Below are 21,541 nucleotides of genomic sequence, written 5' to 3' on the forward strand. Positions count from 1 at the left end.
AAGTCGAGACACGCGAAGGCTGGCGCTTCCCAAGCGTGTCTCTAAATCTCTCGACACGAACGGAAATAGGGGATGGTCCGCTACCCACCCAAAAACCGCCCTTGCCCGCCCCGCTGCAAAAACCGCTTTCCTACATTATCGCGCTGTGCTCCAAACTGGTCGATGGAACAGATTGCACCGCACCTGCTCGCCGACACCTGTCTCGCCTTCATCCCCGTCACGCAGCAGCGGAGCCGCGCCGATGGCTGGACAGCCGAAACACAGGCGAATTTCATTCGCGCGCTCGCGGCGATGGGGTCGGTCGGCAAGGCGGCGCGCGCCGTCGGCATGGGCCGCGCCTCGGCCTATCGCCTGCGCGAACGGCCCGATGCCGCCAGCTTCGCGGCCGCCTGGGACCGCGCAATCTCGATGGGGCGCACGCACCAGTTCAGCATCGCGATGGACCGCGCACTCAACGGCGTCACGACCGTCCGCGTACTGAAAGGCGGCGCGATCGATGTCAGCGGCGGCCCCGACATGGCGGTCGTCCATGCCGCGCTGCGCGAGGACATCTTCGCTAAAGCGACAAAGGAGACAGTTTGAACGCGTGCATCGGTATCTTTTGTCGCTTTAAGCCCGAAAGAAAGACCCGCCCCCAGGCCCATGTCCCCGGAGGCGGGTCCGCGACCCATCGTCTTTGGCCCGCCGGTCCCACCGTGGCGCAGGACCGGCACGGACAATCAGCCGAGATCGAACCGGTCGGCGTTCATCACCTTGGCCCAGGCCTTGACGAAGTCGCGCACGAACTTCTCCTCATGCCCCTTCTCGGCATAGACTTCGGCCGTCGCGCGAAGCTGCGAGTTGGAACCGAAGATCAGGTCGGTGCGCGTCGCGCGCCAGCGCTCGGTGCGTCCGCCGCGGGTGTAGCCGATGAACTCCTCGTCGCCGCTCGCATCGACGACTTCCCACAAGGTATCCATGTCGAGCAGGTTGACGAAAAAGTCGGTGGTGAGCTGTCCGACGCGGTTCGTGAAGACGCCGTGCTTGCTGCCGCCGGTGTTGGCGCCGAGGACGCGCAGGCCCCCGACGAGCACGGTCAGTTCGGGCACCGACAGGCCGAGCAGCGAGGCGCGGTCGAGCATCAGCTCCTCGGTCTTCACGCTGTGCTTCGTCGCGAGATAGTTGCGGAAGGCATCGGCCCGCGGCTCCATCACCTCGAAGCTTTCGACGTCGGTCCAGTCCTGCGTCGCGTCGCCGCGGCCCGTGGTGACCGGAACGGTGACGCTGAAACCCGCATCCTTCGCGGCCTTTTCGACCGCCGCCGCACCCGCAAGTACAATCGCGTCGGCCAGCGACAGGCGGCCGCGCAGTTCGTCGATCTTGCCGAGTACCCTGGCGAGCTCGGCGGGATCGTTGACCGTCCAGTCCTTCTGCGGCGCCAGCGCGACACGCGCGCCGTTCGCGCCGCCGCGAAAATCGGTCTTGCGGAAGGTCGAGGCCGAGGCCCACGCCGCCTTGACGAGTTCGCTGACGGTCAGCCCCGAGCCGAGGATCGCGGCCTTGAACGCTGCGACATCCGCGTCCGACGGCTTGCTCCCCGCCGGCACCGGGTCCTGCCAGATCAGATCTTCGGCCGGGACCTCGGGGCCGAGGTAGCGGACCTTCGGGCCCATATCGCGATGACAGAGCTTGAACCAGGCGCGCGCGAAGGCGTCCTTGAACGCCTCGTGATCATTCCGGAATTTCTCCGAAATCTTGCGCAGCTCAGGGTCCATCTTCAGCGCCATGTCGGCGGTGGTCATCATCGTCGGCACCCGCTTGCCCGGGTTATGGGCGTCGGGGGCCATGTCTTCCTCTTTCTGGTTGATCGGCTGCCATTGCTGCGCGCCGGCGGGCGATTTCACCAGCTCATAATCATAGTCGAGGAGCAGGCGGAAATAATTGTTCGACCATTCGGTGGGCGTGTTGACCCACGCGCCCTCGATACCGCTGGTGATCGCGTGCGCGCCGACCCCGGTCTCGAAGCTGCTCGTCCAGCCGAGCCCCATCAGCGTGATGTCGGCGGCTTCGGGTGCCGCCCCGACCAGGCTCGCATCGCCCGCGCCATGCGCCTTGCCGAAGGTGTGCCCGCCGGCGGTAAGCGCCACCGTCTCCTCATGGCTCATCGCCATGCGCTCGAAGGTGATCTTGATGTCGCGCGCCGATTGCAGCGGGTCGGGATTGCCGCCCGGCCCTTCGGGATTGACGTAGATCAGCCCCATCTGGATCGCCGCGAGCGGGTTTTCGAGGTCGAGTTCCTTGTCGGGGTCGATGCGGGTCTGGACGCCCTCGTTGACCCATTGCTCCTCGGCACCCCAATAGATGTCGCGCTCGGCCTCATAGACGTCCTTGCGGCCGCCGCCGAAACCGAACACCGGGCCACCCATCGATTCGATCGCGACGTTGCCGGTCAGGATGAACAGATCGGCCCACGAAATCTTCGAGCCATATTTCTGCTTGATCGGCCACAACAGGCGCCGCGCCTTGTCGAGATTGCCATTGTCGGGCCAGCTGTTGAGCGGGGCGAAACGCTGCTGCCCGCTGTTGGCGCCCCCGCGCCCGTCGGCGGTGCGATATGTGCCCGCGGCATGCCACGCCATGCGGATGAAGAAGGGGCCGTAATTGCCATAATCGGCGGGCCACCACGGCTGGCTGTCGGTCATCAGCGCGGTGAGGTCGTCCTTCAGTGCCTGATAGTCGAGCGACTTGAACGCCTTCGCATAATCGAAATCCTCACCCATCGGGTCGGGCGAGGCGCCGTTCTGGGTCAGGATGTCGAGCGGCAGCGCGTCGGGCCACCAATCCTTGTTCGTCCGGCCGAGCAGCGAGCGGAAGCGGTCCTTGCCGCCAAAGGGGCAGCCTGTTTGGGGGGCGTTCATGCAGTCTCTCCTCTTTTGGTTGTTCTGTGATGATGGTCCGGCGCAATGACGGGCGCGTGACGCAACAGCGGCCGCGGGGTCGCTGGAGGACGGTCGGCGCGGGCGAGCGTCGAGTCGATGGCGTCATCCTTTCGTTCTGACCGGGTCAGGTTACGCCGCGCGGTCCAATCGACCTAAACGAATAAGCTGAACATAGTCATCGAATGAACCGATCAGAGACAGAGGGAGTTGCCGGCACCGGGAGCCGCCCGTCCCACCCCCGCCACGTCCTGGCGAAGGCAGGCAACATACCGCCTCGTGGTTGGTTGCTCGGGGGTCACGGCATGATGGCATGGCGTGGCAGCAGGAGTATGAAAAGTGGCTAACACCTCCAACCAGCAGAACCAGAAGACCCCGCAGGCCGACCGCGATGCGGAACAGCGTCGCCAGCAGCAACAGCAGGGCGGTCAGGATCGTCAGCAGGGTGGCCAGCGTTCCGATCAGGACCGGAACAAAAACCCGCAGCAGCGCTGACATCGAGGCTGCATGAAAAGGGGCCGCCCCCTCGCGGGAGCGGCCCTCTTCCTTTGCCGAGAGAGGGGATCGTCTAGAAGCTGAATTTCACCGTACCGCCCCAGGTCCGCGCATCGCCGACCGTACCGGCGATCAGGCCGGTATTGCCGGGCGCCACCTGCAACAGCTCGATATAATTGACGTCGAAGGCGTTGCGGACCCAGCCGAAGATATCGACGCCGTCGCTGCGGAAGCCGACCCGGAAGTTCGTCAGGGCATATCCTTTGACATTCGTGTAGATCGACGGCGACGCGTTCGAATTCCAGTGCGAACGATAATTGCCGTCGATACCGAAATAGACCTGCCCGTCCTTCGCCAGCAGCGTCACCGGCACATTGGCCTCGGCGCCATAGGAAAAGGCCCATTTAGACACGCCGGGCAAGCGCTGGCCCGAAATGTCGCACTGACGCGGGCTCGGGGTATTCGGAATACCTGCATTCGAATAATCGGCGGGCTGATCCTTCGGCTGCAACGTGCCGCCCGACAGTTCGGGCGGGCACGGCGCGTTGGTGAACTTCTTGTACTTGGCGTCGGTATAGGCGCCGTTGGCATAAGCGGTGAAGCGGTCGCTCGCGACGATCTTGAAGTCCGCCTCGATCCCCTGCGACCGGACCTTCTCCGCATTGGCGAGATAGCCGCGCACCGTGCCGAACTGGCCGCCGTTCACGGTTGCCTGGAAATTGCGGATGTCGGTGCGGAAGGCCGAGAGGTTGAAGGTCGCCCGGCGATCGAGGAACTGGGTCTTGAGGCCCACCTCGAAATGGTTGATCGATTCGGGCTTCACCGTGCTGGCGTCGTAATTGACGCTGTTGTCGGCGTTGAGCGGCAGGCCGTTCTGGTTGATGCCGAGCGTCTTGAAGCTCTTGGCATAGGTCGCATAGGCCAGAATGTCGGGCGCGACCTTGTAGTTGACGTTGAAGTCGTAGGTGAAATTCCACGCACTGTCCGACGGCGCGCTCACCTGCGGTTGATAGACGCCGCACTGCGCGGCCAGCGCTGTACCCGCGGCGGGTGCAGGGGAGCAGGAGATGACGGCACCCGCGCCATTGGTTACGACACGCTGATAAAAGCCCGACTTCTTGTCATAGTTAAGGCGCGCGCCCGGCTGGATGGTCAGTGCATCGGTCACCTTCCAGCTCAGCTGGCCGAACAGCGCCGCACTGGTACTCTTGAGATATTGCGTGTTGGTCGCGGTCAGGCCGTTCAGCACGCCAGGATCGTTCGCGAGCGCGCCGGTCAGGCTCCACTTGCTGGCATCGGCGCCCTGCTGCTCGGTGCCCTGCGTGTCGATCCGCTGCTTGAAACCGAACAGCCCGACGACGAAGTCGATCTTGTCGCCTTCGTAATTGTATCGGAATTCCTGGCTGTACTGGTCCTGCTGCGAAGGGTTTTGCGACTTGGAGACGATCGACAGGCCGGTGAAGTCGCGGTCGTTCTCGGGCTGCCAGTCCCAGAAGCGCCAGGCGGTGATCGAGGTGAAGGTGCCGGGACCGACATCCCACTTCACCCGCGCCGAGACGCCGCCGATCTTGTTGCCGGCGTTGAGGTTGGCGTCGAGGTCGGTCAGCCGGTCATAGGGGTTGGTGCTCGGCACCGCATAGTTGCGGCCGGGGTTGGCGGCATTCACCGCCGCGACGAGCGCGTCATACTGGCGGGAAAGCGCCCGCTGCGTCCGGCCGACGCGGACATAGGTGGTGCCGTAGCCTTCCGGGTCCTGCTTGCTGTAGTCGCCAGAGAGGGTGATGCTGAGAGTCTCGCTGGGCTTGAACAGCAACTGGCCGCGGATGCCGAGATTGTCCTGCTCGTTGATCCAGCGCTCGCTCGTGACATTATAGAGCGTGCCGCGCCGGCTGGTCGCGGCGATCGCGAGGCGCGCAGCAACGGTGTCCGACAGCGGGCCCGAGATCGCCGCCTTGGCCTGCCGGTAATTGAGGTTGCCGACGCTCAATTCCGCGCGGCCCTCGAAATCGAAGGTCGGCTGGTTGGTCGTGATGTTGATCGCCCCGGCGGTGGTGTTCTTGCCATAGAGCGTGCCCTGCGGCCCGCGCAGCACCTCGACCTGCTCGACGTCGAGGAAGTCGAAGGTCGCCGCGGCGACGCGCGAATTATAGACGTCGTCGACATAGATGCCGACCCCCTGCTCGAAGCCGTCGCTCGTCAGGCCGAACGGCACGCCGAGACCGCGAATGTTGACCGAAGTGTTGCGCGGGTTCGAGGTATAGACCTGCAACGTCGGAGCGAGCTGCTGGAGCTTCACGACGTTGAAGTTGCCGGTCGCCTCGATCGAATCGCCGCGGACGACCGAGATCGCCAGCGGCACTTCTTGTGCTGTTTCTTGACGGCGGCGGGCGGTCACGATGATCACATCGCCGCGGCTGACGCCATCATCGCTCTGATCGGCGGCTTCGGCCGCCCCGGCCGTCGATACCGCGACGGCAGCGCCAGCTTCCGTTTCTTCGGCCGCGGCGGGTGTCGCCCCCAGCGCGAGCAGAAACGAAAGGGTTAGCAAGGAGGCCTGCAAGCGGCGGCGCGCGGAGGGGTATTTTGCGGTCATGACAATTTTCCTGTTGCTTTGAAGTTGCACGAAAATTGCCACATCCGGCGGTCCGGTCTGCGGCAGGAAGTGGGGACGATCCCCGTTGGGAGCTGTGTGAATTCAGTTGGGGTAGCGGTGCCGTTCGGTCACATCGACCTGCACCAGCCGCCCTTCGTGGACGGTCAGCTGGATCGCGCCGAACTTCAGCTTTTCGAGTGCATCGAGCACGGTCTGGACCGCGCGCGGCGTGGCGCCGCTTTCGCCCTTCGACTGTTCTTTGGTTGCGCTCATGGTCTGCCTTTCCCGTTTTTGAGTCGAGAGAGCATTATCCCAAGTGTTTTAGTAGACAATACCCAAATTTGCTTTCTGCGCCCAAAGGTGAAGTTGATGCGCCGAATGGATTCAGCGCCGCGACCAGCCGATGATCATCGTCGCCGAATGGATTGCGCCCGCCGCGCTGTGCTGGCAAAGGCGCTGACGATGAGCAAAATTAACGATCTGATGGCACGTGGAACGGGACTTCTCGGCAGCGATTACGCCATTCTCTGCGGCGCGATGAGCTGGGTTTCCGAGCGCAATCTGGTCAGCGCGATCAGCAACGCGGGCGGCTTCGGCGTGATCGCGTGCGGTGCGATGACCCCCGAACTACTCGATGCCGAGATTGCCGCGACCAAGGCGCTTGCGACGCGCAATTTCGGCGTCAATCTGATCACCATGCACCCGCAGCTCTTCGACCTGATCAACGTGTGCGCGAAGCATGCGGTCGGCCATGTCGTGCTCGCGGGCGGTCTGCCCCCCAAGGGCAGCCTGGAAGCGATCAAGGCGTCGGGGGCGAAGGTCATCTGCTTCGCACCGACGCTCGCGCTCGCGAAAAAGCTTGTCCGCTCGGGCGTCGATGCGCTGGTGATCGAGGGGATGGAAGCGGGCGGCCATATCGGCCCCGTCTCGACGAGCGTGCTCGCGCAGGAAATATTGCCCGAACTCGCGGGCGAGGTTCCGATCTTCGTCGCCGGCGGCATCGGACGCGGCGAGGCGATCGCGGGCTATCTGGAAATGGGCGCCTCGGGCGTCCAGCTCGGCACGCGTTTCGTCTGCGCGACCGAAAGCATCGCCCACCCCGCTTTCAAGAAGGCCTTCATCCGCGCCTCGGCGCGCGACGCGGTCGCGAGCGTCCAGATCGACCCGCGCCTTCCGGTCATCCCGGTGCGCGCGCTGAAGAACAACGGCACCGAAGCCTTTACCGCGAAGCAGCGCGAGGTCGCAAACCTGCTCGACACTGGGACCGTCGACATGATGGAGGCACAGCTCCAGATCGAGCATTATTGGGCGGGCGCGCTGCGCCGCGCGGTCATCGATGGCGACGTCGAGGGCGGTTCGTTAATGGCAGGGCAATCTGTGGGTATGGTAACCCGTGAAGAGAGCGTCGCCGATATTATCGCAGCTTTGGTGCAACAGGCCGACGAGGCGTTGCGCGCACGGGGTTGATGCCGCAGGGTTTCGCGGTTGGGGAGAGGATTCATGAAGTTGTCGCGCAAGATCATCGCCGCCGGACTGCTCGCAAGCGTCGCCGCTTGCGCGCCCAAGACGCCGCCGCCGTCGCCTCCCCCGCCGCCGCCGGTCGCGATCGTGATTCCGCCGCGCCCGCTGCCCCCCGGCAACGCCTCGCTCACCCAGATTCTGCCCGGCCGCGGGATGGACGGACGGTTCGTGACCGCGAACAGCAATATTTCGGGCGACCGCGCCTTCTGGCAGCTCAAGATCGCGCTCAACGTCGCGGCGATCGGGTGCCGCGGCACCGAGGAAGCGACGCTCGTGTCCGCCTATAACAATATCATCAAGACCCATGCCAAGGTCATCAAGTCGACCGAGAAGACGGTGATCACCGACCTCGGCAAGGCGAACAAGAGCAACGGCATCAAGGAGCGCGACCGGCTGTCGACCCAGCTGTTCAACTATTTCGCACAGCCGCCCGCGCAGCGCGCCTTCTGCACCCGCGCGAACGAAGTCGCGCAGCTCGTCTCCTCGACGCCCACGGCGCAGGTGATCGCCCAGTCGCCCACGGAGCTCGCGCGGCTCGACCAGCCGTTCCTCGATTTCTACGAGGCCTATGCCCAGTATCAACTCGACGCGGCGGCATGGGATGCCAAATATGCGCCGCCCCCGGCGATCATGACCGCTCCGGCAGCGCCCGCGACCGCCTATGGACCGGCGACCCCGACGACGACGCCCGCCTCGACGCCGCCGGCCTCCAACCCCGGAGCCTGAGCGGAGAGGAAATTTCGCGCGCGCCCTTGGCGGCGGGGCCCGGCATCTGTTAGCACGGGCGGGACATGACCAATGCCCCGCCCCCGCCGACGACCGCCGCCCAATCGGCGCGCACGATCCTGACCCGGCTGCACGAGGTGATGGCGGCGCGGACCAACGCACAGAGCAAGCTCAACCAGGTCGTCGGGATCATCGGCGAATGCCTGCACAGCGAGGTCTGCTCGATCTACCTGCTGCGCGACGGCACGCTGGAACTCTACGCGACCCGCGGGCTCAAGCAGGAGGCAGTGCACGTCACCCGCCTCGCGCTCGGCGAGGGTCTGGTCGGCACGATCGCCGCGCAGATCGAGACGCTGAATCTCGACGAGGCCGCTGCCCATCCCGACTTTTCCTATCGCCCCGAAACCGGCGAGGAATTGTTCCACAGCTTCGCCGGCGTGCCGATCATCCGCCGCGAGCAAGCTGTCGGCGTGCTCTGCGTCCAGCATAGCGACCCGCGCCGCTATGAAGAGATCGAGATCGAAACGCTGCAGACCGTTGCCATGGTGCTGTCCGAACTGATCGCCAATGCCGACCTCGTCGATACCGCAGCCCGGATCGACGCCGCCGCGGCAGACCAGTCGGCGCAGCGGCTGACCGGGCAGAAGCTGGTCGATGGCATGGGCGCGGGCATCGCGGTCTTCCACCAGCCGCGCATCACCATAGAGCACACCGTCGCCGACGATATCGAGGCCGAACGCCACCGCGTCTATGCCGCCTTCGACAAGATGCGCGAACAGATCGACCGCATGACCAGCCAAGCCGAGTTCGGCATCGGCGGCGAGCAGGAAGAGGTGCTCGAGACATACAAAATGTTCGCCTATGACGAGGGCTGGTCGCGCCGGATCAACGAGGCGATCGACAGCGGCCTGACCGCCGAGGCGGCGATAGAGCGCGTTCAGCAGCGCACGCGGATGCGGATGCGCCAGATCGACGACCCGCTGCTGCGCGACCGGATGCACGACCTCGAGGACCTGTCGAACCGGCTGATCCGCATCGTGTCGGGGCAGATGGGCACCGCGGCGCAGATGGGCCTTCGGCAGGATTCGATCCTGATCGCGCGCAACCTCGGTCCCGCCGAGCTGCTCGAATATGACCGCCGCCGCCTGAAAGGGGTCGTGCTCGAGGAAGGGTCGCTGACCGCGCATGTCATCATCGTCGCGCGCGCGATGGGGGTGCCGGTAATCGGCCGCGTCCGCGACGTGCGCACCTCGATCCGCGACGGCGATCTGCTGCTGCTCGATGCCGGCGCGGGAACGGTGCAGGTCCGCCCAACGCCCGCCGTGCAGGAGGCTTTCGACGCCAAGCTTGAAATCTCGCAGAAGCGCCGCGCCAATCTGGCCGCGCTGCGCGACCTGCCCGCGGTGACCAAGGACGGCGTTCCGATCGAGTTGATGATCAACGCCGGATTGCGCGAGGATATCGCCGCGCTCGATCTGACCGGCGCGCGCGGCATCGGGTTGTTCCGCACTGAATTCCAATTCCTCGTCTCGGCAACGCTGCCGCAGCGCGAACGCCAGCAGCGGCTCTATCGCGACGTGCTCGACGCGGCGGGCGACCGGCCGGTGATCTTCCGGACGGTCGACATCGGCGGCGACAAGGCGCTGCCCTATATGAACATGGACGACAGCGCGCAGGAGGAAAATCCCGCGATGGGCTGGCGCGCCCTGCGCCTCGCGCTCGAACGCGAGGGCCTGCTGAAGGTTCAGGCGCGCGCGCTGATGGAAGCCGCCGCGGGCCGCACACTAAACGTCATGTTTCCGATGGTGTCCGAACCCTGGGAATATGAGGCGGCGCGCGAGTTGTTCGTGAAGCAGCGGGCCTGGCTCGCGAGCCACAACAAGAAATTGCCGGTCGCGATCCGCTACGGCGCGATGCTCGAAGTGCCGGGGCTGATCGAGACGCTCGACCTGATGCTGCCGCATCTCGACTTCCTGTCGATCGGGACGAATGATCTGACGCAGTTCCTCTTCGCCGCCGACCGCGCCCACCCGCGGCTCGCCGAGCGGTACGACTGGCTGTCGCCGACGGTGATGCGCTATCTCGCGCGCGTCGTGAAGATCGTCGCGGGCAGCAAGGTTCAGCTCGGCGTCTGCGGCGAGATGGGTGGGCGGCCGCTCGAGGCGATGGCGCTGCTCGGGCTCGGGATCGAGCGCCTGTCGATCACGCCGGCGGGCGTCGGTCCGGTCAAGGCGATGATCCGATCGCTGGACCTCGGCAAGCTGCGCACCGACATCGGCGCGATCCTCGCGCAGCCCGCGGCCGATCCGCGCGGGCAATATATGGACTGGGCGCAGAAACATAAGGTCGATCTCGGCGATTGACCGCCGGAGTCCTTGCACCGCCATAAATGTTTATGATATGTTCTCCTCTCATGAATGAGGAGAGAGCGATGAGTGAATCCCCTGCCCGCGCCAGCGGCCAATGCCATTGCGGTGCGATCCGCTATTCGATGCCGACGGTGGTCGAGCATCATGCGCTCTGCCATTGCAGCGACTGCCGCCGCCACGCGGGCGCACCGATGGTCGGCTGGGCGCTGGTCAGCAGGACCAGCCTCGAAATGAGCGGCACGCCGAAGATCTACGTCTCGTCCGAACATGGCCGCCGCCATTTCTGCGGCGATTGCGGCACCGGACTCTTCTATACCAACGAGGCGATCTTTCCGGGGCAGATCGACGTCCAGTCGGGCACGCTCGACGACCCCGGCCTGATCCCCGCCGGCGCGCAGATCCAGGTTGCCGAGCGGATCGGCTGGATGGAAAAGCTGGATGAGATGCCGACGTTCAACCGCTATCCCGGGATGGATTAGGGCCGCTCGCCGAACGCCTGCCGCTGCGCTTTCTTCGCCCGGTCCCACCAGGCGCGGCGGATGACGTTGGCGACGCGCACCGGGTCGTCCGATCCGAAGCGGACGAGCAGCGCGTGCCAGCCCTCGTAATGCGGGGTCTGCCAGAAGGTCGCCGGATCGGTTTCGAGCAGGATGCCCTTTTCGTCGGGCTTCGCCATCACGGCAAAGCTGCCCGTCTCGCGCCCCGGCGCGGCCAGTGCCTTACCGTTGAGCTTCGGGCAGGGCGTGTCATAGAAGGGCGCCATTTCGACGTCGGGAAGCGCGCAGGCGAAAGCGACGACATCGTCCCAGCTGTCGAAGCGCGCGCCTGCCATCGTCATTCCTTCCCGCGTTCGCGGCGGCGCTCGTCCCACCAGGCGATGCGCTCGGCAATGCGCTTCTCGAACCCGCGATCGACGGGGCGATAGAAGGTCGCCGGAGCCATTTCGTCGGGCCAGTAATTGTCGCCCGAAAAGCCCTCGGGCGCGTCATGGTCGTAGCTGTAGCCCGCACCATAGCCCAGATCCTTCATCAGCTTGGTCGGGGCGTTGAGGATATTCGACGGCGGCGCAAGGCTGCCCGTTTCGCGCGCCGCGGCCCATGCAGCCTTCTGCGCGGCGTAGGCGGCGTTCGACTTGGGCGCGGTCGCGCAATAGAGGCAGGCCTGCACGATCGCGAGTTCGCCCTCGGGCGAGCCGAGGAACTGGTAGGCATCCTTCGCGGCCAAGCATTGCACCAGCGCCTGCGGATCGGCGAGGCCGATGTCCTCGCTCGCGAAGCGGGTGATACGGCGAAGGACGTAGAGCGGCTCCTCGCCCGCGACGAGCATCCGCGCGAGCCAGTAGAGCGAGGCCTGCGGGTCCGACCCGCGCATCGCCTTGTGCAGCGCCGAGATCAGATTGTAATGGCCGTCGCGGTCCTTGTCGTAGACGGGCATCCGGCGATGGAGGAATTGCGACAGCTCGCCGGGATCGAGCGGCTGCTCGATCGTCACCGAAAACAGCGTCTCGACCTGGTTGAGCAGGAAACGCCCGTCGCCGTCGGCGCTCGCGATCAGGGCGTCGCGCGCGTCGTCGGTCACGGGCAGCGGCTTGCCTTCCTCCGCCTCGGCGCGCGCGACCAGCGTGCCGAGCGCGGTCTCGTCGAGGCGGTTCAGAACGAGCACCTGCGCGCGGCTGAGCAGCGCGGCGTTGAGCGCGAAGCTGGGGTTCTCCGTCGTCGCGCCGACCAGCACGACGGTGCCACGCTCGACATAGGGCAGGAAGCCGTCCTGCTGTGCGCGGTTGAAGCGATGAATCTCGTCGACGAAGAGCAGCGTCCGCTTGCCCGCCGCCGCCATCTTCTCGGCATCGGCGAACACCTTCTTGAGATCGGCGACGCCCGAGAAGACGGCGGACAGCGGCGCGAAGCGCATGCCGACCGCTTCGGCGAGCAACCGCGCGATCGTCGTCTTGCCGGTGCCCGGCGGACCCCAGAGAATGATCGACGACAATTGGCCGGCGGCGACCATGCGGCCGATCGCGCCGTCGGGGCCGGTCAGATGCTCCTGCCCGACGACCTCCGACAAAATCTTCGGCCGCAGCCGTTCGGCGAGCGGTCCCGAGCCATCGGCGGCGGGTGCCGCGCCGGGTTCCTGATCGGCGAACAGGTCGTCCGCCATCCTAGCCCCGCCGCTGCTTCTGCCGGATCAGCCGCAGATAGGTGTCGGCAACCGACTGGTTGATCGCGTCCCATTGATAGGCACCGCTCTCGGCGCGCGCCGCCGCGCCATGCGCCGCGCGCAGTTCGGCGTCGCGGCAATAATGTTCGAGATCGTCGGCGAAGAGGCTGATCGCACCGGGCGAGACGAGGTAGCCGGTCTGCCCGTGCTTGACGATGCTCGCGCTGCCGGTCGCACGCGCAGCGACGACCGGCAGGCCGCACGCCATCGCCTCCAGCGTCACATTACCGAAGGTTTCGGTGACCGAGGGATTGAAGAAGATGTCGCACGAAGCGAGCGCACGGGCGAGATTCTCGCCGCCCTGAAAGCCGACGAACTTGGCTTGCGGCAGCCGCGATTCGAACCAGTCGCCCGCCGGCCCCTCGCCGATCACCACCACCTGATGCGGCACCTTGCGGCGCTGGAGCTGGTCGATCGTGTCGGCGAAGACGTCGAGCCCCTTTTCCATCACCAGCCGGCCGAGGAAAGCGATGACCGGCACGTCGTCGGCGATCCCCCAGCTGCGCCGCCAGCTCATGTCGCGGCGACCGGGAGTGAAGGTGTCGCGCTCGACGCCGCGGGTCCAGATGCCGATGTCGTAGTTCATCCGTTGCTGGCGGAGCACCTGCGCGAAGCTTTCCGACGGCGCGATCAGCGCGTCGCAGCGGCGGTAGAGCCGACGGAGCCACGCGACGACGAGTGGTTCGAGGAAGGAGAGGTTATAGTAACGGAAATAAGTCTCGAAGCGCGTGTGGACCGAGCAGGCGACCGGGATGTTCCGCCGCCGCGCCCACGCCGCGGCCTGCCGCGACACGCGGTCGGGGCTGGAGATGTGGAGGATGTTGGGGGCGAATTGCGCGATGTCCTGCCGCACCCGCGCCGAGAAATGGAGCGGGATGCGATATTCGGGACGATTGGGGATCGCCATCGACGGCACGCTGACCAGGTCGCCGGTCGGCGCGAAATCGGGGTCGTCGACGGTCGGCGAATAGACGCGCACCGCGGCCCCCTGCGACAGCAGATAGCCGACGAGCCGGTTGAGCGCCTTGTTCGCACCGTCGGTCGTCATATTGTAATTGCCGCTGAACAGCGCGATGCGAAGATCCGAAACTTCCATCCGCCCTCCGCTAGTCCTTTGGTCGGGTAAAGGCAATCAGCGCACGCCAGAGCTTATCCATAATCGTCATTGCGAGCGGAGCGAAGCAATCTCCAGCCATCGGCCTCGCGCAACGGCCGATGACTGGAGATTGCCGCGTCGCTTTCGGCTCCTCGCAACGACGGGGCTTTCGATCAAAAATCCTCGGGCTTGTCGAGCGGCGCCTCGGGATCGACCTCGACCGGCGGATGCAGTCGCAAATGGTGCACGCGCCTCTCGTCGGCCTCGGTCACCTCGATGCGCCAGCCGCTCGGGTGATGGAGGATTTCGCCGACTTGCGGAACATGACCCGCGAGCACCGCGGACAGCCCGCCGAGCGTGTCGACATCCTCCTCGACTTCGGCGAGCCGCGGGTCGATCGCCTCGCCGATGTCGTCGAGCTCGGCGCGGGCGTCGGCTTCCCAGCAGCCGTTTTCGCCCGGCACGAAGAGCGCGGTCGGTTCGTCGTCATGCTCGTCCTCGACCTCGCCGACGATTTCCTCGACCAGATCCTCGAAGGTGACGAGCCCCTCGGTACCCGAATATTCGTCGATCACGATCGCGAGATGGGTGCGCTTCGCGCGCATCTCGGCGAGCAGATCGAGCACGTCCATCGACTGCGGGACGTAGAGCGGCTGGCGGATCAGGTCGAGCAGCGGCGGCGGCTGCTTCCCCGCCGCGAGCACCGCGAACACATCCTTGACGTGGATCATCCCGACGACCTCGTCGAGCGTCTCGCGATAGACGGGCAGGCGGCTGTGCCCGGCATCGGCGAAGAGCGCGACGATGTCCGCAAAGCTCGCGCTTTCGGGAACGGCGATGATCTCGCCGCGCGGCACCGCGACGTCGTCGACCGTCTGCTCGCCGAAGTGCAGAAGGTTGCGGACCATCTTGCGCTCGATCGGTGACAGGTCGCCGACCGCGTTGCTGCCGCCGCGGCGCTCCTCGCCTTCTTCCTCGGCCTCGTCGATGACCTCTTCGATCTGCTCTCGAAGCGACGGTTCCTTGTCGCCGCCGAACAGCAATGTCTTCAATCCGGCCAGCAGGCCGGATCTACTGTCCTCTTCCGATCGGTTCGAAGATCCCTGATCGTCGGGCATGGGCGTCGCTTTTCCTCCGTTAATCCTGATCCGCATATGGATTGGCGATGCCCAGCGATGCAAGCGCTTTCACCTCCAGCGCCTCCATCGCCGCCGCGCTGACATCGTCCATATGGTCGTAGCCGACGAGGTGGAGCGTGCCGTGAACGATCAGGTGGGTCGCATGATCGGGGACCGAAATTCCCTTCTCCGCCGCCTCGCGCGCGCAGGTTTCGCGCGCGAGGACGATGTCGCCGAGGAGGATTTCCCCGTCGTCGCTGTTGCTGAGCGTGTCGAGCAGATCGGCCTGCACCTGCGGGAAGGAGAGGACGTTGGTCGGCTTGTCCTTGCCGCGGAAATCGCGATTGAGCGCACGGACCTCTTCATCGTCGGTGAGGCGCACCGCGATCTCGACAAGCGGGGCGGCGTCGGCAAGCCCCGCCCATGGCGTCAGCGCCAGCGCCGCGGCCGCCGCTTCGGCGGCGCGCGCCTCCCAGTCGAGCGCGTCGGGCCAGGGGCTCGCTTCATGGGTTTCGACGCTCAGCATGGAAAAGGGTCACTCCGAAAAAAGGGCGGAAAACTGCCTAACTTCACTCGCAAATCGCATTTCACCCGATGAGGCGGCGGTAAGACGGATCATGATCCGACGGTATCGCGACGGCGCCGTGTAGGACAGCGGAATTTCGGCAACGGAAGCGGCTATTGCGGCGCTGGCGACGGCTGCGGCGGAGGGACCGGCGGGCGGTCACCGATCGGAAGCTTGAGGTCGATCTTCGTGCCGCCGATCTCGGTGCTGATCACCGCATTGCCGTCCTTGAGCCCGACGCTGGTCTTGTCGGCGATCGGGACATCCGGGATATCGGGAATGTCGAGCGGCTGGACCGGGCCACCCGGATCGGTCGGCCGCGACGCCTTCTTCGCCGGTGCGGCGGCACGGCCGCTCGCCTGCAGCATGAAGTCGCGCCAGATGCGAGCGGGGATGCCGCCGCCCGCGGCGCCGTGGAGCGGGGTATTGTCGTCGTTGCCGATCCAGACCCCGACGACCAGACCATTGGCATAGCCGACGAACAGCGCGTCGCGGCTGTCCTGGGTGGTGCCGGTCTTGCCGAAATTGGCCTGCGGCAGCCGCGCGGCGCGGCCGGTGCCGCGATTGACCGCGGCGCGCAGCATCTGCTCGATGTCGTCGTGGACGCGGGTCGAGAAATGGTCGGGACCCCAGACCCAGCGTTCGAACCAGCCCGGCTCCTCCTCCTCGAACGCGTGCGGCACGACCGGATAGCTGTTCGCGGCGACCGCGGCATAGGCGGCGGTGAGTTCGAGCAGGGTCATGCTCGACGTGCCGAGCGCGAGGCTGGGATCGCCCTTCGCGAGCGGCGAAGTCACGCCGAGGTCGCGCGCCATGCGGATCACCTTGTCGTCGCCGACCTCGCGGAACAGGCGGACAGCGGCGACATTGCTGGAGGTTGCGAAGGCGTTTTCGAGCGTGATCGTGTCCGAATAGACGCCGCCCGCATTCTTCGGCTGATAGGCGCCGATATCGATCGGGCGGTTGTCGATCAGGTCGTCGGGCTCCTTCCCGTCGGCGAGCGCGGCGAGATAGACGAACAGCTTGAAGGTCGAGCCCGGCTGGCGCCGCGCCTGCGTCACCCGATTGAAGGGCGAGGCGGCATAGTCGCGGCCGCCGACCATCGCGACGACCTCCCCGTTCGGGCGCATCGCGACCATCGCGACCTGCGCCTTGCCGGGCGCGGCGCGCGCGGTGACGCGGCGCGCGATCCCCTGCAGCCGCGCGTCGAGCGTGGTGCGGATCGTCTGGCGCGAATAGCCGACGTCGCTGAGCTGGCGCGCCTCGGGCAGCGCCCAGTCGGCGAAATAGGTGCCGGTGGGCAGCGTGTTGCGGTTGCGGACGTCGATACGCGGGGTGCGGATTGCCCTGGCCTCGGCGGCGGCCAGATAGCCGGTGTCAGCCATCGCGGCGACGACCAGCTTCATCCGCTTCGCCGCGAGATCGGGGTTTTTGGTCGGCGCGAGCCGCGAGGGAGCCTGCACCAGCCCCGCGAGCATCGCCGCCTGCGCCGGGGTCAGCTTTTCGGGCTGGCGCGAGAAATAATGGAGCGAGGCGGCACGGAGGCCATAGGTATTGTCGCCGAAATAGGCGTTAGAGAGATAGCGTTCGAGAATCTCGTCCTTGGTCAGCCAGGCTTCGAGCCAGAAGGCGATCAGCGCCTCGCGCGCCTTGCGGCCGAGGGTACGCTTCGGGGTCAGGAAGGTGAATTTGGCAAGCTGCTGGGTGATCGTGCTGCCGCCCTGCGTGCGCCCGCCGGTCAGGTTCGACCAGACCGCGCGGCCGACGCTGCGCGGATCGACGCCCCAATGATTGTAGAAGCGGCGATCCTCGATCGCGATAAAGGCGCCGGGGACATGCTTCGGCAGCTTCGCGACATCGACCGGCGCGTCGACGATCGCCCCCATGCGTGCGATCGGGGTGCCGTCGGAGGCGAGCAAGGTGATTTCGGGCGGCGCGATCGGCTGCAGCGATTTGGACAAGGGTGCGGTGAGCGCAAGCCAGCCGACGAGCAGGATGAAGGCGACCGCGAAGATCGCGAAGCCGCGCGACAGGAGGCGCATCCATTTGCGGAGGCGGCTTTCGGCAGGGGGGAGCGGGGCCGCGGGCGCGAGCGGGTCGGGATAGGGCGCAGCCGGGGTTTCGCCAGGCGGCAGCGGCGGAACGGAGGATCTGGATTTCAGGAAGTCGAACATGCGCGAAGATCCGTATTACACCGGCAATACGGCATTGGCAAATGGGTTGATGACGGCCGGGCCCGGGGCGGGAAGCAGCCGCGCTCCATGCCGCGCGGAGAAGCGTCGCCCCATGAAGGCGGGAACGACGGCTGTTATCGGGGAACCAAACCGCCAACAACCACGCCCGCTTGCATTTCCGCCCTATCCCCGCTATGCGCCCGCGCTTCCGTCATGGTCATCCCTGGAGGCGTGGCGGAACTGTGTAACCGAACTCGGAGAATATATATGAGCGATCAGCTGACGCTGACGGCCGAGACGCGCGAACGCGGAGGCAAGGGAGCCTCGCGTGACCTGCGTCGCAACGGCCGCGTTCCCGCCGTCGTCTATGGCGGCAAGGAAGAACCCCTGATGATCCACGTCGAAGAAAAGCTGCTGATGAAGCAGCTGATGACGGGTCACTTCATGAACTCGGTCGTGATGATCGACGTCGGCGGCAAGCAGATCCGCACGCTGCCCAAGGACGTCGCTTTCCACCCGGTCAAGGATCGTCCCATCCACGCCGACTTCCTGCGCATCGCCAAGGACGCCAAGGTCCATGTCGCGGTGCCGGTCGTGTTCGCGAACGAAGAAGCCTCGCCGGGCCTGAAGCGCGGCGGCGTGCTGAACATCGTCCGTCACGAGCTGGAACTGGTCTGCGACGCGGACAAGATTCCCGACGAGATTTCGATCGACGTCACCGGCTTCGACGTGGGCGATTCGATCCACATCAGCAACGTTGCGCTGCCGAAGGGCGTCGAAAGCGCGATTACCGACCGCGACTTCACCATCGCGACCATCGTCGCCCCGTCGGCGCTCAAGTCGAGCGACGGCGACACGACGAAGGATGACGGCGAAGGCGGCGAAGAAGCCTGAGCATTTCGGACCGCCCCTCCCCGTTTGCGGGAGGGGCGTTTCCATTGACCCGGAAAGGCCATGCCATGCAGCTCTGGGTCGGCCTCGGCAATCCCGGGCCCCAATATGCGATGCACCGTCACAATGTCGGCTTCATGGCCGTCGACGTCATCGCCGACATGCATGGTTTTCCGGCCCCGGCGAAGAAGTTCCAGGGCTGGCTGCAGGACGGCCGCATCGGCCGCGAGCGCATCCTGCTCCTCAAACCCGGCACCTTCATGAACGAAAGCGGCCGCAGCGTGCGCGCCGCGATGGATTTCTACAAGCTGACGCCGCAGGACGTCACCGCCTTTTACGACGAGCTCGACCTTGCGCCGATGAAGGTCAAGGTGAAGCAGGGCGGCGGCGCGGCGGGGCATAACGGCATCCGCAGCATGATCGCCCACATCGGCGACGATTTCCGCCGCGTGCGGATCGGCATCGGCCATCCGGGGCACAAGGAGCGCGTCACCGGCCACGTCCTCGGCAATTACCACAAGAGCGAGGTCGAGCCGCTGACCGATCTGCTCGGCGCAATCGCCGCCGAGGCGCCGTGGCTGGCCGACGGCGACGATGTCCGCTTCCAGAACGACCTCGCGCTGCGGCTGAACGGCTGACCCGCGCGGCCCCTTATGGCCGCCCGGGCGGTGGTGGCGGCGAGCCGTCGGGGGTCTCCGCCATCACGATCACGCACATGGTGCGGTGGACCGGATGGCGGCCGCAGGCGACACCGGCATAGCGGCGCTCGGCGCGCAGCAGGCTGAAGCGGTGGCCGCGGCCCGGCACGCCGTCGTCGATCAGCAGCTGGTCGATCACCCCTTCGGGGCTGTGATGCCCATAGGTGATCACCTCGTTCACATAGCGCCCGCCGCCGCGCGCGACCATCCGCTCGCCGGGGCCGCGCCCGTTCGTATAATGGCCGACGGCGCCCGAGCGCGACTGGGCAGCGACATGGTCTGCCGCCGCGCGCGCAAGCAGGTCGCTCCATTGCAGTCGCTGCAACGGCTTCTGCCCTTCGAGATCGTCGATCGCCTCGTCGACCGCGGCGACACCTTCGTTGGTCATGATATCGATCTCGTCCCCGCCGCCGCTGATCAGCAGCCTGCCGTCGAACCGCGGGCGATAGCTTTCGAGTTCTCCGGCATAGCCCGCCGGGTCGGCGCGGAAATGGTTGAGCTGGTCGAAGACCGCACGCTCGAACGCGCCCGGCGCGGCCGAAGCCGTCGCCGCCAGCATCGATGCGCCGACCAGTGCGGCTGCGAATCCGGCTTTCCTCATCATCGCCGCCTTATCGCCGCACGGATGAACGCGGCGCAACGGGCTTCCGGGCTGGCATCCGGCGCCGCTTGGCGCTAGGGGCGCGGGCAAGCAACGGCCGGATGCCGGTACTCCATGGAGAATTTATGGGTTTCAAATGCGGGATCGTCGGCCTGCCCAACGTCGGCAAGTCCACCCTGTTCAACGCGCTGACCGAAACGCAGGCGGCGCAGGCGGCGAATTATCCCTTCTGCACGATCGAGCCGAACATCGGCAATGTCGCCGTCCCCGACGCGCGGCTCGACAAGCTCGCGGCGATCGCCGGCAGCCAGAAGATCATCCCGACCCAGCTCGCCTTCGTCGATATCGCGGGGCTGGTGCGCGGCGCATCGAAGGGCGAAGGGCTCGGCAACCAGTTCCTCGGCAACATCCGCGAGGTCGATGCGATCGTCCACGTCCTGCGCTGCTTCGAGGATGACGACATCCAGCATGTCGAGAACAAGGTCGATCCGGTCGCCGATGCCGAGACGGTCGAGACCGAGCTGCTGCTCTCCGACCTCGAAAGCCTCGAAAAGCGCGTTCCCGCCTTTGCGAAGAAGGCGACGGGCGGCGACAAGGAGGCCAAGGCCGCGGCCTCGGTGCTCGGCCAGGCGCTCGAATTGCTGCGCGCCGGCAAGCCCGCGCGCCTGACCGAGCCGAAGGACGTCGAGGAGGAGCGCATCCTGAAGCAGGCGCAGCTTCTGACGACCAAGCCCGTCCTCTACGTCTGCAACGTCGAAGAGGGCAATGCCGCGACCGGCAACGCCCACAGCGAAGCCGTCTTCGCGCGCGCCAAGGCCGAAGGCGCGCAGGCGGTGATCGTCTCGGCGGCGATCGAGAGCGAGCTGGTCGGCATGGACGCCGACGAACGGATGATGTTCCTCGAGGAAATGGGGCTGCACGAAACCGGGCTCGCGCGCGTGATCCGCGCGGGGTATGAACTGCTCCATCTGCTGACCTTCTTCACCGTCGGCCCCAAGGAAGCGCGCGCCTGGACCGTCCACAAGGGCGCGAGCGCGCCCGAGGCGGCGGGCGAGATCCACAGCGATTTCCAGAAGGGCTTCATCCGCGCCGAAACGATCGCCTATGACGATTATGTCGCGCTCGGCGGCGAAGCCAGGGCGCGCGAAGCGGGCAAGCTGCGCGCCGAGGGCAAGGGATATGTGGTGCAGGACGGCGACGTCATGCACTTTTTGCATAGCTGATCGGCGCCACGATAGCGGGGATGAAAGGCGCTTAAAGCCACAAAAGCCCCGCATGCGCGCATCGAAATTGTGTCCTTTGTGGCCTTAAGGCGACAAAGGACACCGATGCGCAGGCCGAAACTGTCTCCTTTGTCGCTTTAAGGGCGTTTTGCGGAAGCTGGTGATGTCAAAGAGCCGAGCGGAGGCTGACACGGCGCGATGATGTAGGACAGCGTTTTTTGAGCCGGTCAAGGTCGGCTTTGGGGTGGATTCCAGACCGCCTTCTATTCCCGTTCGTGTCGAGCGAAGTCGAGACACGCTTGGGAAGCGCCAGCCTTCGCGTGTCTCGACTTCGCTCGA

General features: G+C 65.9%; 19 protein-coding genes. 9 read left to right on the forward strand and 10 right to left on the reverse strand.

The annotated features are described in order from the left end of the window. Positions 1–162 precede the first annotated feature (162 nt). Positions 163–582 carry a hypothetical protein gene (locus tag ACE3SL_RS13820; protein WP_374526306.1) on the forward strand — a complete coding sequence of 140 codons (420 nt, stop codon included), beginning with the start codon at positions 163–165 and terminating at the stop codon, positions 580–582. A gap of 137 nt (positions 583–719) precedes the next feature. On the opposite strand, the gene katG is transcribed toward ACE3SL_RS13820, so the two are convergent. Further along, positions 720–2,897, reverse strand: coding sequence for a catalase/peroxidase HPI (katG, locus tag ACE3SL_RS13825; RefSeq protein ID WP_374526307.1), 2,178 nt, complete (start codon positions 2,895–2,897; stop codon positions 720–722). A 357-nt stretch (positions 2,898–3,254) separates the two neighbouring features. Between katG and ACE3SL_RS13830 the strand changes: the two genes are divergently transcribed. Then, positions 3,255–3,410: a hypothetical protein gene (locus ACE3SL_RS13830; protein WP_374526308.1), complete on the forward strand. Its 156-nt coding sequence runs from the start codon at positions 3,255–3,257 to the stop codon at positions 3,408–3,410. Between the two features lie 73 nt (positions 3,411–3,483). Here ACE3SL_RS13830 and ACE3SL_RS13835 read toward each other — a convergent pair whose 3' ends face one another. Both ACE3SL_RS13835 and ACE3SL_RS13840 read right to left on the reverse strand, forming a co-directional pair. Continuing rightward, complete coding sequence (locus tag ACE3SL_RS13835) at positions 3,484–6,003, reverse strand: TonB-dependent receptor (RefSeq protein ID WP_374526309.1); 2,520 nt, start codon at positions 6,001–6,003, stop codon at positions 3,484–3,486. Positions 6,004–6,105: 102 nt separating this feature from the next. Continuing rightward, positions 6,106–6,276, reverse strand: a complete 171-nt coding sequence (locus ACE3SL_RS13840; protein ID WP_374526310.1) for a YezD family protein — start codon at positions 6,274–6,276, stop codon at positions 6,106–6,108. A 189-nt stretch (positions 6,277–6,465) separates the two neighbouring features. Here ACE3SL_RS13840 and ACE3SL_RS13845 point away from each other — a divergent pair, with 189 nt between their 5' ends. The 4 genes from ACE3SL_RS13845 (at position 6,466) to ACE3SL_RS13860 (ending at position 11,098) form a co-directional block, all read left to right on the forward strand. Then, on the forward strand, positions 6,466–7,470 hold the full coding sequence (locus ACE3SL_RS13845) for an NAD(P)H-dependent flavin oxidoreductase (protein WP_374526311.1): 1,005 nt from the start codon (positions 6,466–6,468) through the stop codon (positions 7,468–7,470). Positions 7,471–7,503: 33 nt separating this feature from the next. Next, complete coding sequence (locus ACE3SL_RS13850) at positions 7,504–8,250, forward strand: hypothetical protein (RefSeq protein ID WP_374526312.1); 747 nt, start codon at positions 7,504–7,506, stop codon at positions 8,248–8,250. Positions 8,251–8,315: 65 nt separating this feature from the next. Further along, positions 8,316–10,613: a phosphoenolpyruvate--protein phosphotransferase gene (ptsP, locus tag ACE3SL_RS13855; RefSeq protein ID WP_374526313.1), complete on the forward strand. Its 2,298-nt coding sequence runs from the start codon at positions 8,316–8,318 to the stop codon at positions 10,611–10,613. Between the two features lie 68 nt (positions 10,614–10,681). Next, the gene (locus ACE3SL_RS13860) at positions 10,682–11,098 is read left to right on the forward strand and encodes a GFA family protein (RefSeq protein WP_374526314.1); all 417 of its coding nucleotides are present in this window, start codon (positions 10,682–10,684) and stop codon (positions 11,096–11,098) included. On the opposite strand, the gene ACE3SL_RS13865 is transcribed toward ACE3SL_RS13860, so the two are convergent. The 6 genes from ACE3SL_RS13865 to ACE3SL_RS13890 form a co-directional block, all read right to left on the reverse strand. Then, complete coding sequence (locus tag ACE3SL_RS13865) at positions 11,095–11,451, reverse strand: hypothetical protein (protein WP_374526315.1); 357 nt, start codon at positions 11,449–11,451, stop codon at positions 11,095–11,097. The genes ACE3SL_RS13860 and ACE3SL_RS13865 overlap by 4 nt on opposite strands. Before the next feature lie 2 nt (positions 11,452–11,453). Next, positions 11,454–12,776, reverse strand: a complete 1,323-nt coding sequence (locus ACE3SL_RS13870) for a replication-associated recombination protein A (RefSeq protein ID WP_374526316.1) — start codon at positions 12,774–12,776, stop codon at positions 11,454–11,456. Position 12,777: 1 nt separating this feature from the next. Next, positions 12,778–13,932 carry a glycosyltransferase family 4 protein gene (locus ACE3SL_RS13875; RefSeq protein ID WP_374526317.1) on the reverse strand — a complete coding sequence of 385 codons (1,155 nt, stop codon included), beginning with the start codon at positions 13,930–13,932 and terminating at the stop codon, positions 12,778–12,780. A gap of 173 nt (positions 13,933–14,105) precedes the next feature. Then, the gene (locus ACE3SL_RS13880) at positions 14,106–15,050 is read right to left on the reverse strand and encodes a hemolysin family protein (protein WP_374526318.1); all 945 of its coding nucleotides are present in this window, start codon (positions 15,048–15,050) and stop codon (positions 14,106–14,108) included. 19 nt (positions 15,051–15,069) lie between these two features. Next, complete coding sequence (ybeY, locus tag ACE3SL_RS13885; RefSeq protein WP_374526319.1) at positions 15,070–15,576, reverse strand: rRNA maturation RNase YbeY; 507 nt, start codon at positions 15,574–15,576, stop codon at positions 15,070–15,072. 152 nt (positions 15,577–15,728) lie between these two features. Continuing rightward, positions 15,729–17,789 (reverse strand): transglycosylase domain-containing protein, encoded by a 2,061-nt coding sequence (locus ACE3SL_RS13890; protein WP_374526320.1) that lies wholly within the window; start codon positions 17,787–17,789, stop codon positions 15,729–15,731. 267 nt (positions 17,790–18,056) lie between these two features. Here ACE3SL_RS13890 and ACE3SL_RS13895 point away from each other — a divergent pair, with 267 nt between their 5' ends. Further along, positions 18,057–18,683, forward strand: coding sequence for a 50S ribosomal protein L25/general stress protein Ctc (locus ACE3SL_RS13895; protein WP_374526321.1), 627 nt, complete (start codon positions 18,057–18,059; stop codon positions 18,681–18,683). A 65-nt stretch (positions 18,684–18,748) separates the two neighbouring features. Further along, a complete protein-coding gene (pth, locus tag ACE3SL_RS13900; RefSeq protein ID WP_374526322.1) occupies positions 18,749–19,318 on the forward strand; it encodes an aminoacyl-tRNA hydrolase in 570 nt (189 codons plus the stop codon). A gap of 13 nt (positions 19,319–19,331) precedes the next feature. On the opposite strand, the gene ACE3SL_RS13905 is transcribed toward pth, so the two are convergent. Further along, complete coding sequence (locus ACE3SL_RS13905) at positions 19,332–19,979, reverse strand: CAP domain-containing protein (RefSeq protein ID WP_374526323.1); 648 nt, start codon at positions 19,977–19,979, stop codon at positions 19,332–19,334. A 125-nt stretch (positions 19,980–20,104) separates the two neighbouring features. On the opposite strand from ACE3SL_RS13905, the gene ychF reads away from it, so the two are divergent. Next, a complete protein-coding gene (gene ychF, locus ACE3SL_RS13910; RefSeq protein ID WP_374526324.1) occupies positions 20,105–21,202 on the forward strand; it encodes a redox-regulated ATPase YchF in 1,098 nt (365 codons plus the stop codon). The last annotated feature ends 339 nt before the right edge of the window (positions 21,203–21,541 follow it).

Source organism: Sphingopyxis sp., assembly GCF_041916015.1.
Classification (GTDB): Bacteria; Pseudomonadota; Alphaproteobacteria; order Sphingomonadales; family Sphingomonadaceae; genus Sphingopyxis.

What these genes read in the sequence shown, in the direction of transcription:
- ACE3SL_RS13820 (WP_374526306.1), top strand. Translation starts at nt 163, where the DNA reads ATGGAACAGATTGCACCGCACCTGCTCGCCGACACCTGTCTCGCCTTC.
- katG (WP_374526307.1), bottom strand. Translation starts at nt 2,897, where the DNA reads ATGAACGCCCCCCAAACAGGCTGCCCCTTTGGCGGCAAGGACCGCTTC.
- ACE3SL_RS13835 (WP_374526309.1), bottom strand. Translation starts at nt 6,003, where the DNA reads ATGACCGCAAAATACCCCTCCGCGCGCCGCCGCTTGCAGGCCTCCTTG.
- ACE3SL_RS13840 (WP_374526310.1), bottom strand. Translation starts at nt 6,276, where the DNA reads ATGAGCGCAACCAAAGAACAGTCGAAGGGCGAAAGCGGCGCCACGCCG.
- ACE3SL_RS13845 (WP_374526311.1), top strand. Translation starts at nt 6,466, where the DNA reads ATGAGCAAAATTAACGATCTGATGGCACGTGGAACGGGACTTCTCGGC.
- ACE3SL_RS13850 (WP_374526312.1), top strand. Translation starts at nt 7,504, where the DNA reads ATGAAGTTGTCGCGCAAGATCATCGCCGCCGGACTGCTCGCAAGCGTC.
- ptsP (WP_374526313.1), top strand. Translation starts at nt 8,316, where the DNA reads ATGACCAATGCCCCGCCCCCGCCGACGACCGCCGCCCAATCGGCGCGC.
- ACE3SL_RS13860 (WP_374526314.1), top strand. Translation starts at nt 10,682, where the DNA reads ATGAGTGAATCCCCTGCCCGCGCCAGCGGCCAATGCCATTGCGGTGCG.
- ACE3SL_RS13865 (WP_374526315.1), bottom strand. Translation starts at nt 11,451, where the DNA reads ATGGCAGGCGCGCGCTTCGACAGCTGGGACGATGTCGTCGCTTTCGCC.
- ACE3SL_RS13870 (WP_374526316.1), bottom strand. Translation starts at nt 12,776, where the DNA reads ATGGCGGACGACCTGTTCGCCGATCAGGAACCCGGCGCGGCACCCGCC.
- ACE3SL_RS13875 (WP_374526317.1), bottom strand. Translation starts at nt 13,932, where the DNA reads ATGGAAGTTTCGGATCTTCGCATCGCGCTGTTCAGCGGCAATTACAAT.
- ACE3SL_RS13880 (WP_374526318.1), bottom strand. Translation starts at nt 15,050, where the DNA reads ATGCCCGACGATCAGGGATCTTCGAACCGATCGGAAGAGGACAGTAGA.
- ybeY (WP_374526319.1), bottom strand. Translation starts at nt 15,576, where the DNA reads ATGCTGAGCGTCGAAACCCATGAAGCGAGCCCCTGGCCCGACGCGCTC.
- ACE3SL_RS13890 (WP_374526320.1), bottom strand. Translation starts at nt 17,789, where the DNA reads ATGTTCGACTTCCTGAAATCCAGATCCTCCGTTCCGCCGCTGCCGCCT.
- ACE3SL_RS13895 (WP_374526321.1), top strand. Translation starts at nt 18,057, where the DNA reads ATGAGCGATCAGCTGACGCTGACGGCCGAGACGCGCGAACGCGGAGGC.
- pth (WP_374526322.1), top strand. Translation starts at nt 18,749, where the DNA reads ATGCAGCTCTGGGTCGGCCTCGGCAATCCCGGGCCCCAATATGCGATG.
- ACE3SL_RS13905 (WP_374526323.1), bottom strand. Translation starts at nt 19,979, where the DNA reads ATGAGGAAAGCCGGATTCGCAGCCGCACTGGTCGGCGCATCGATGCTG.
- ychF (WP_374526324.1), top strand. Translation starts at nt 20,105, where the DNA reads ATGGGTTTCAAATGCGGGATCGTCGGCCTGCCCAACGTCGGCAAGTCC.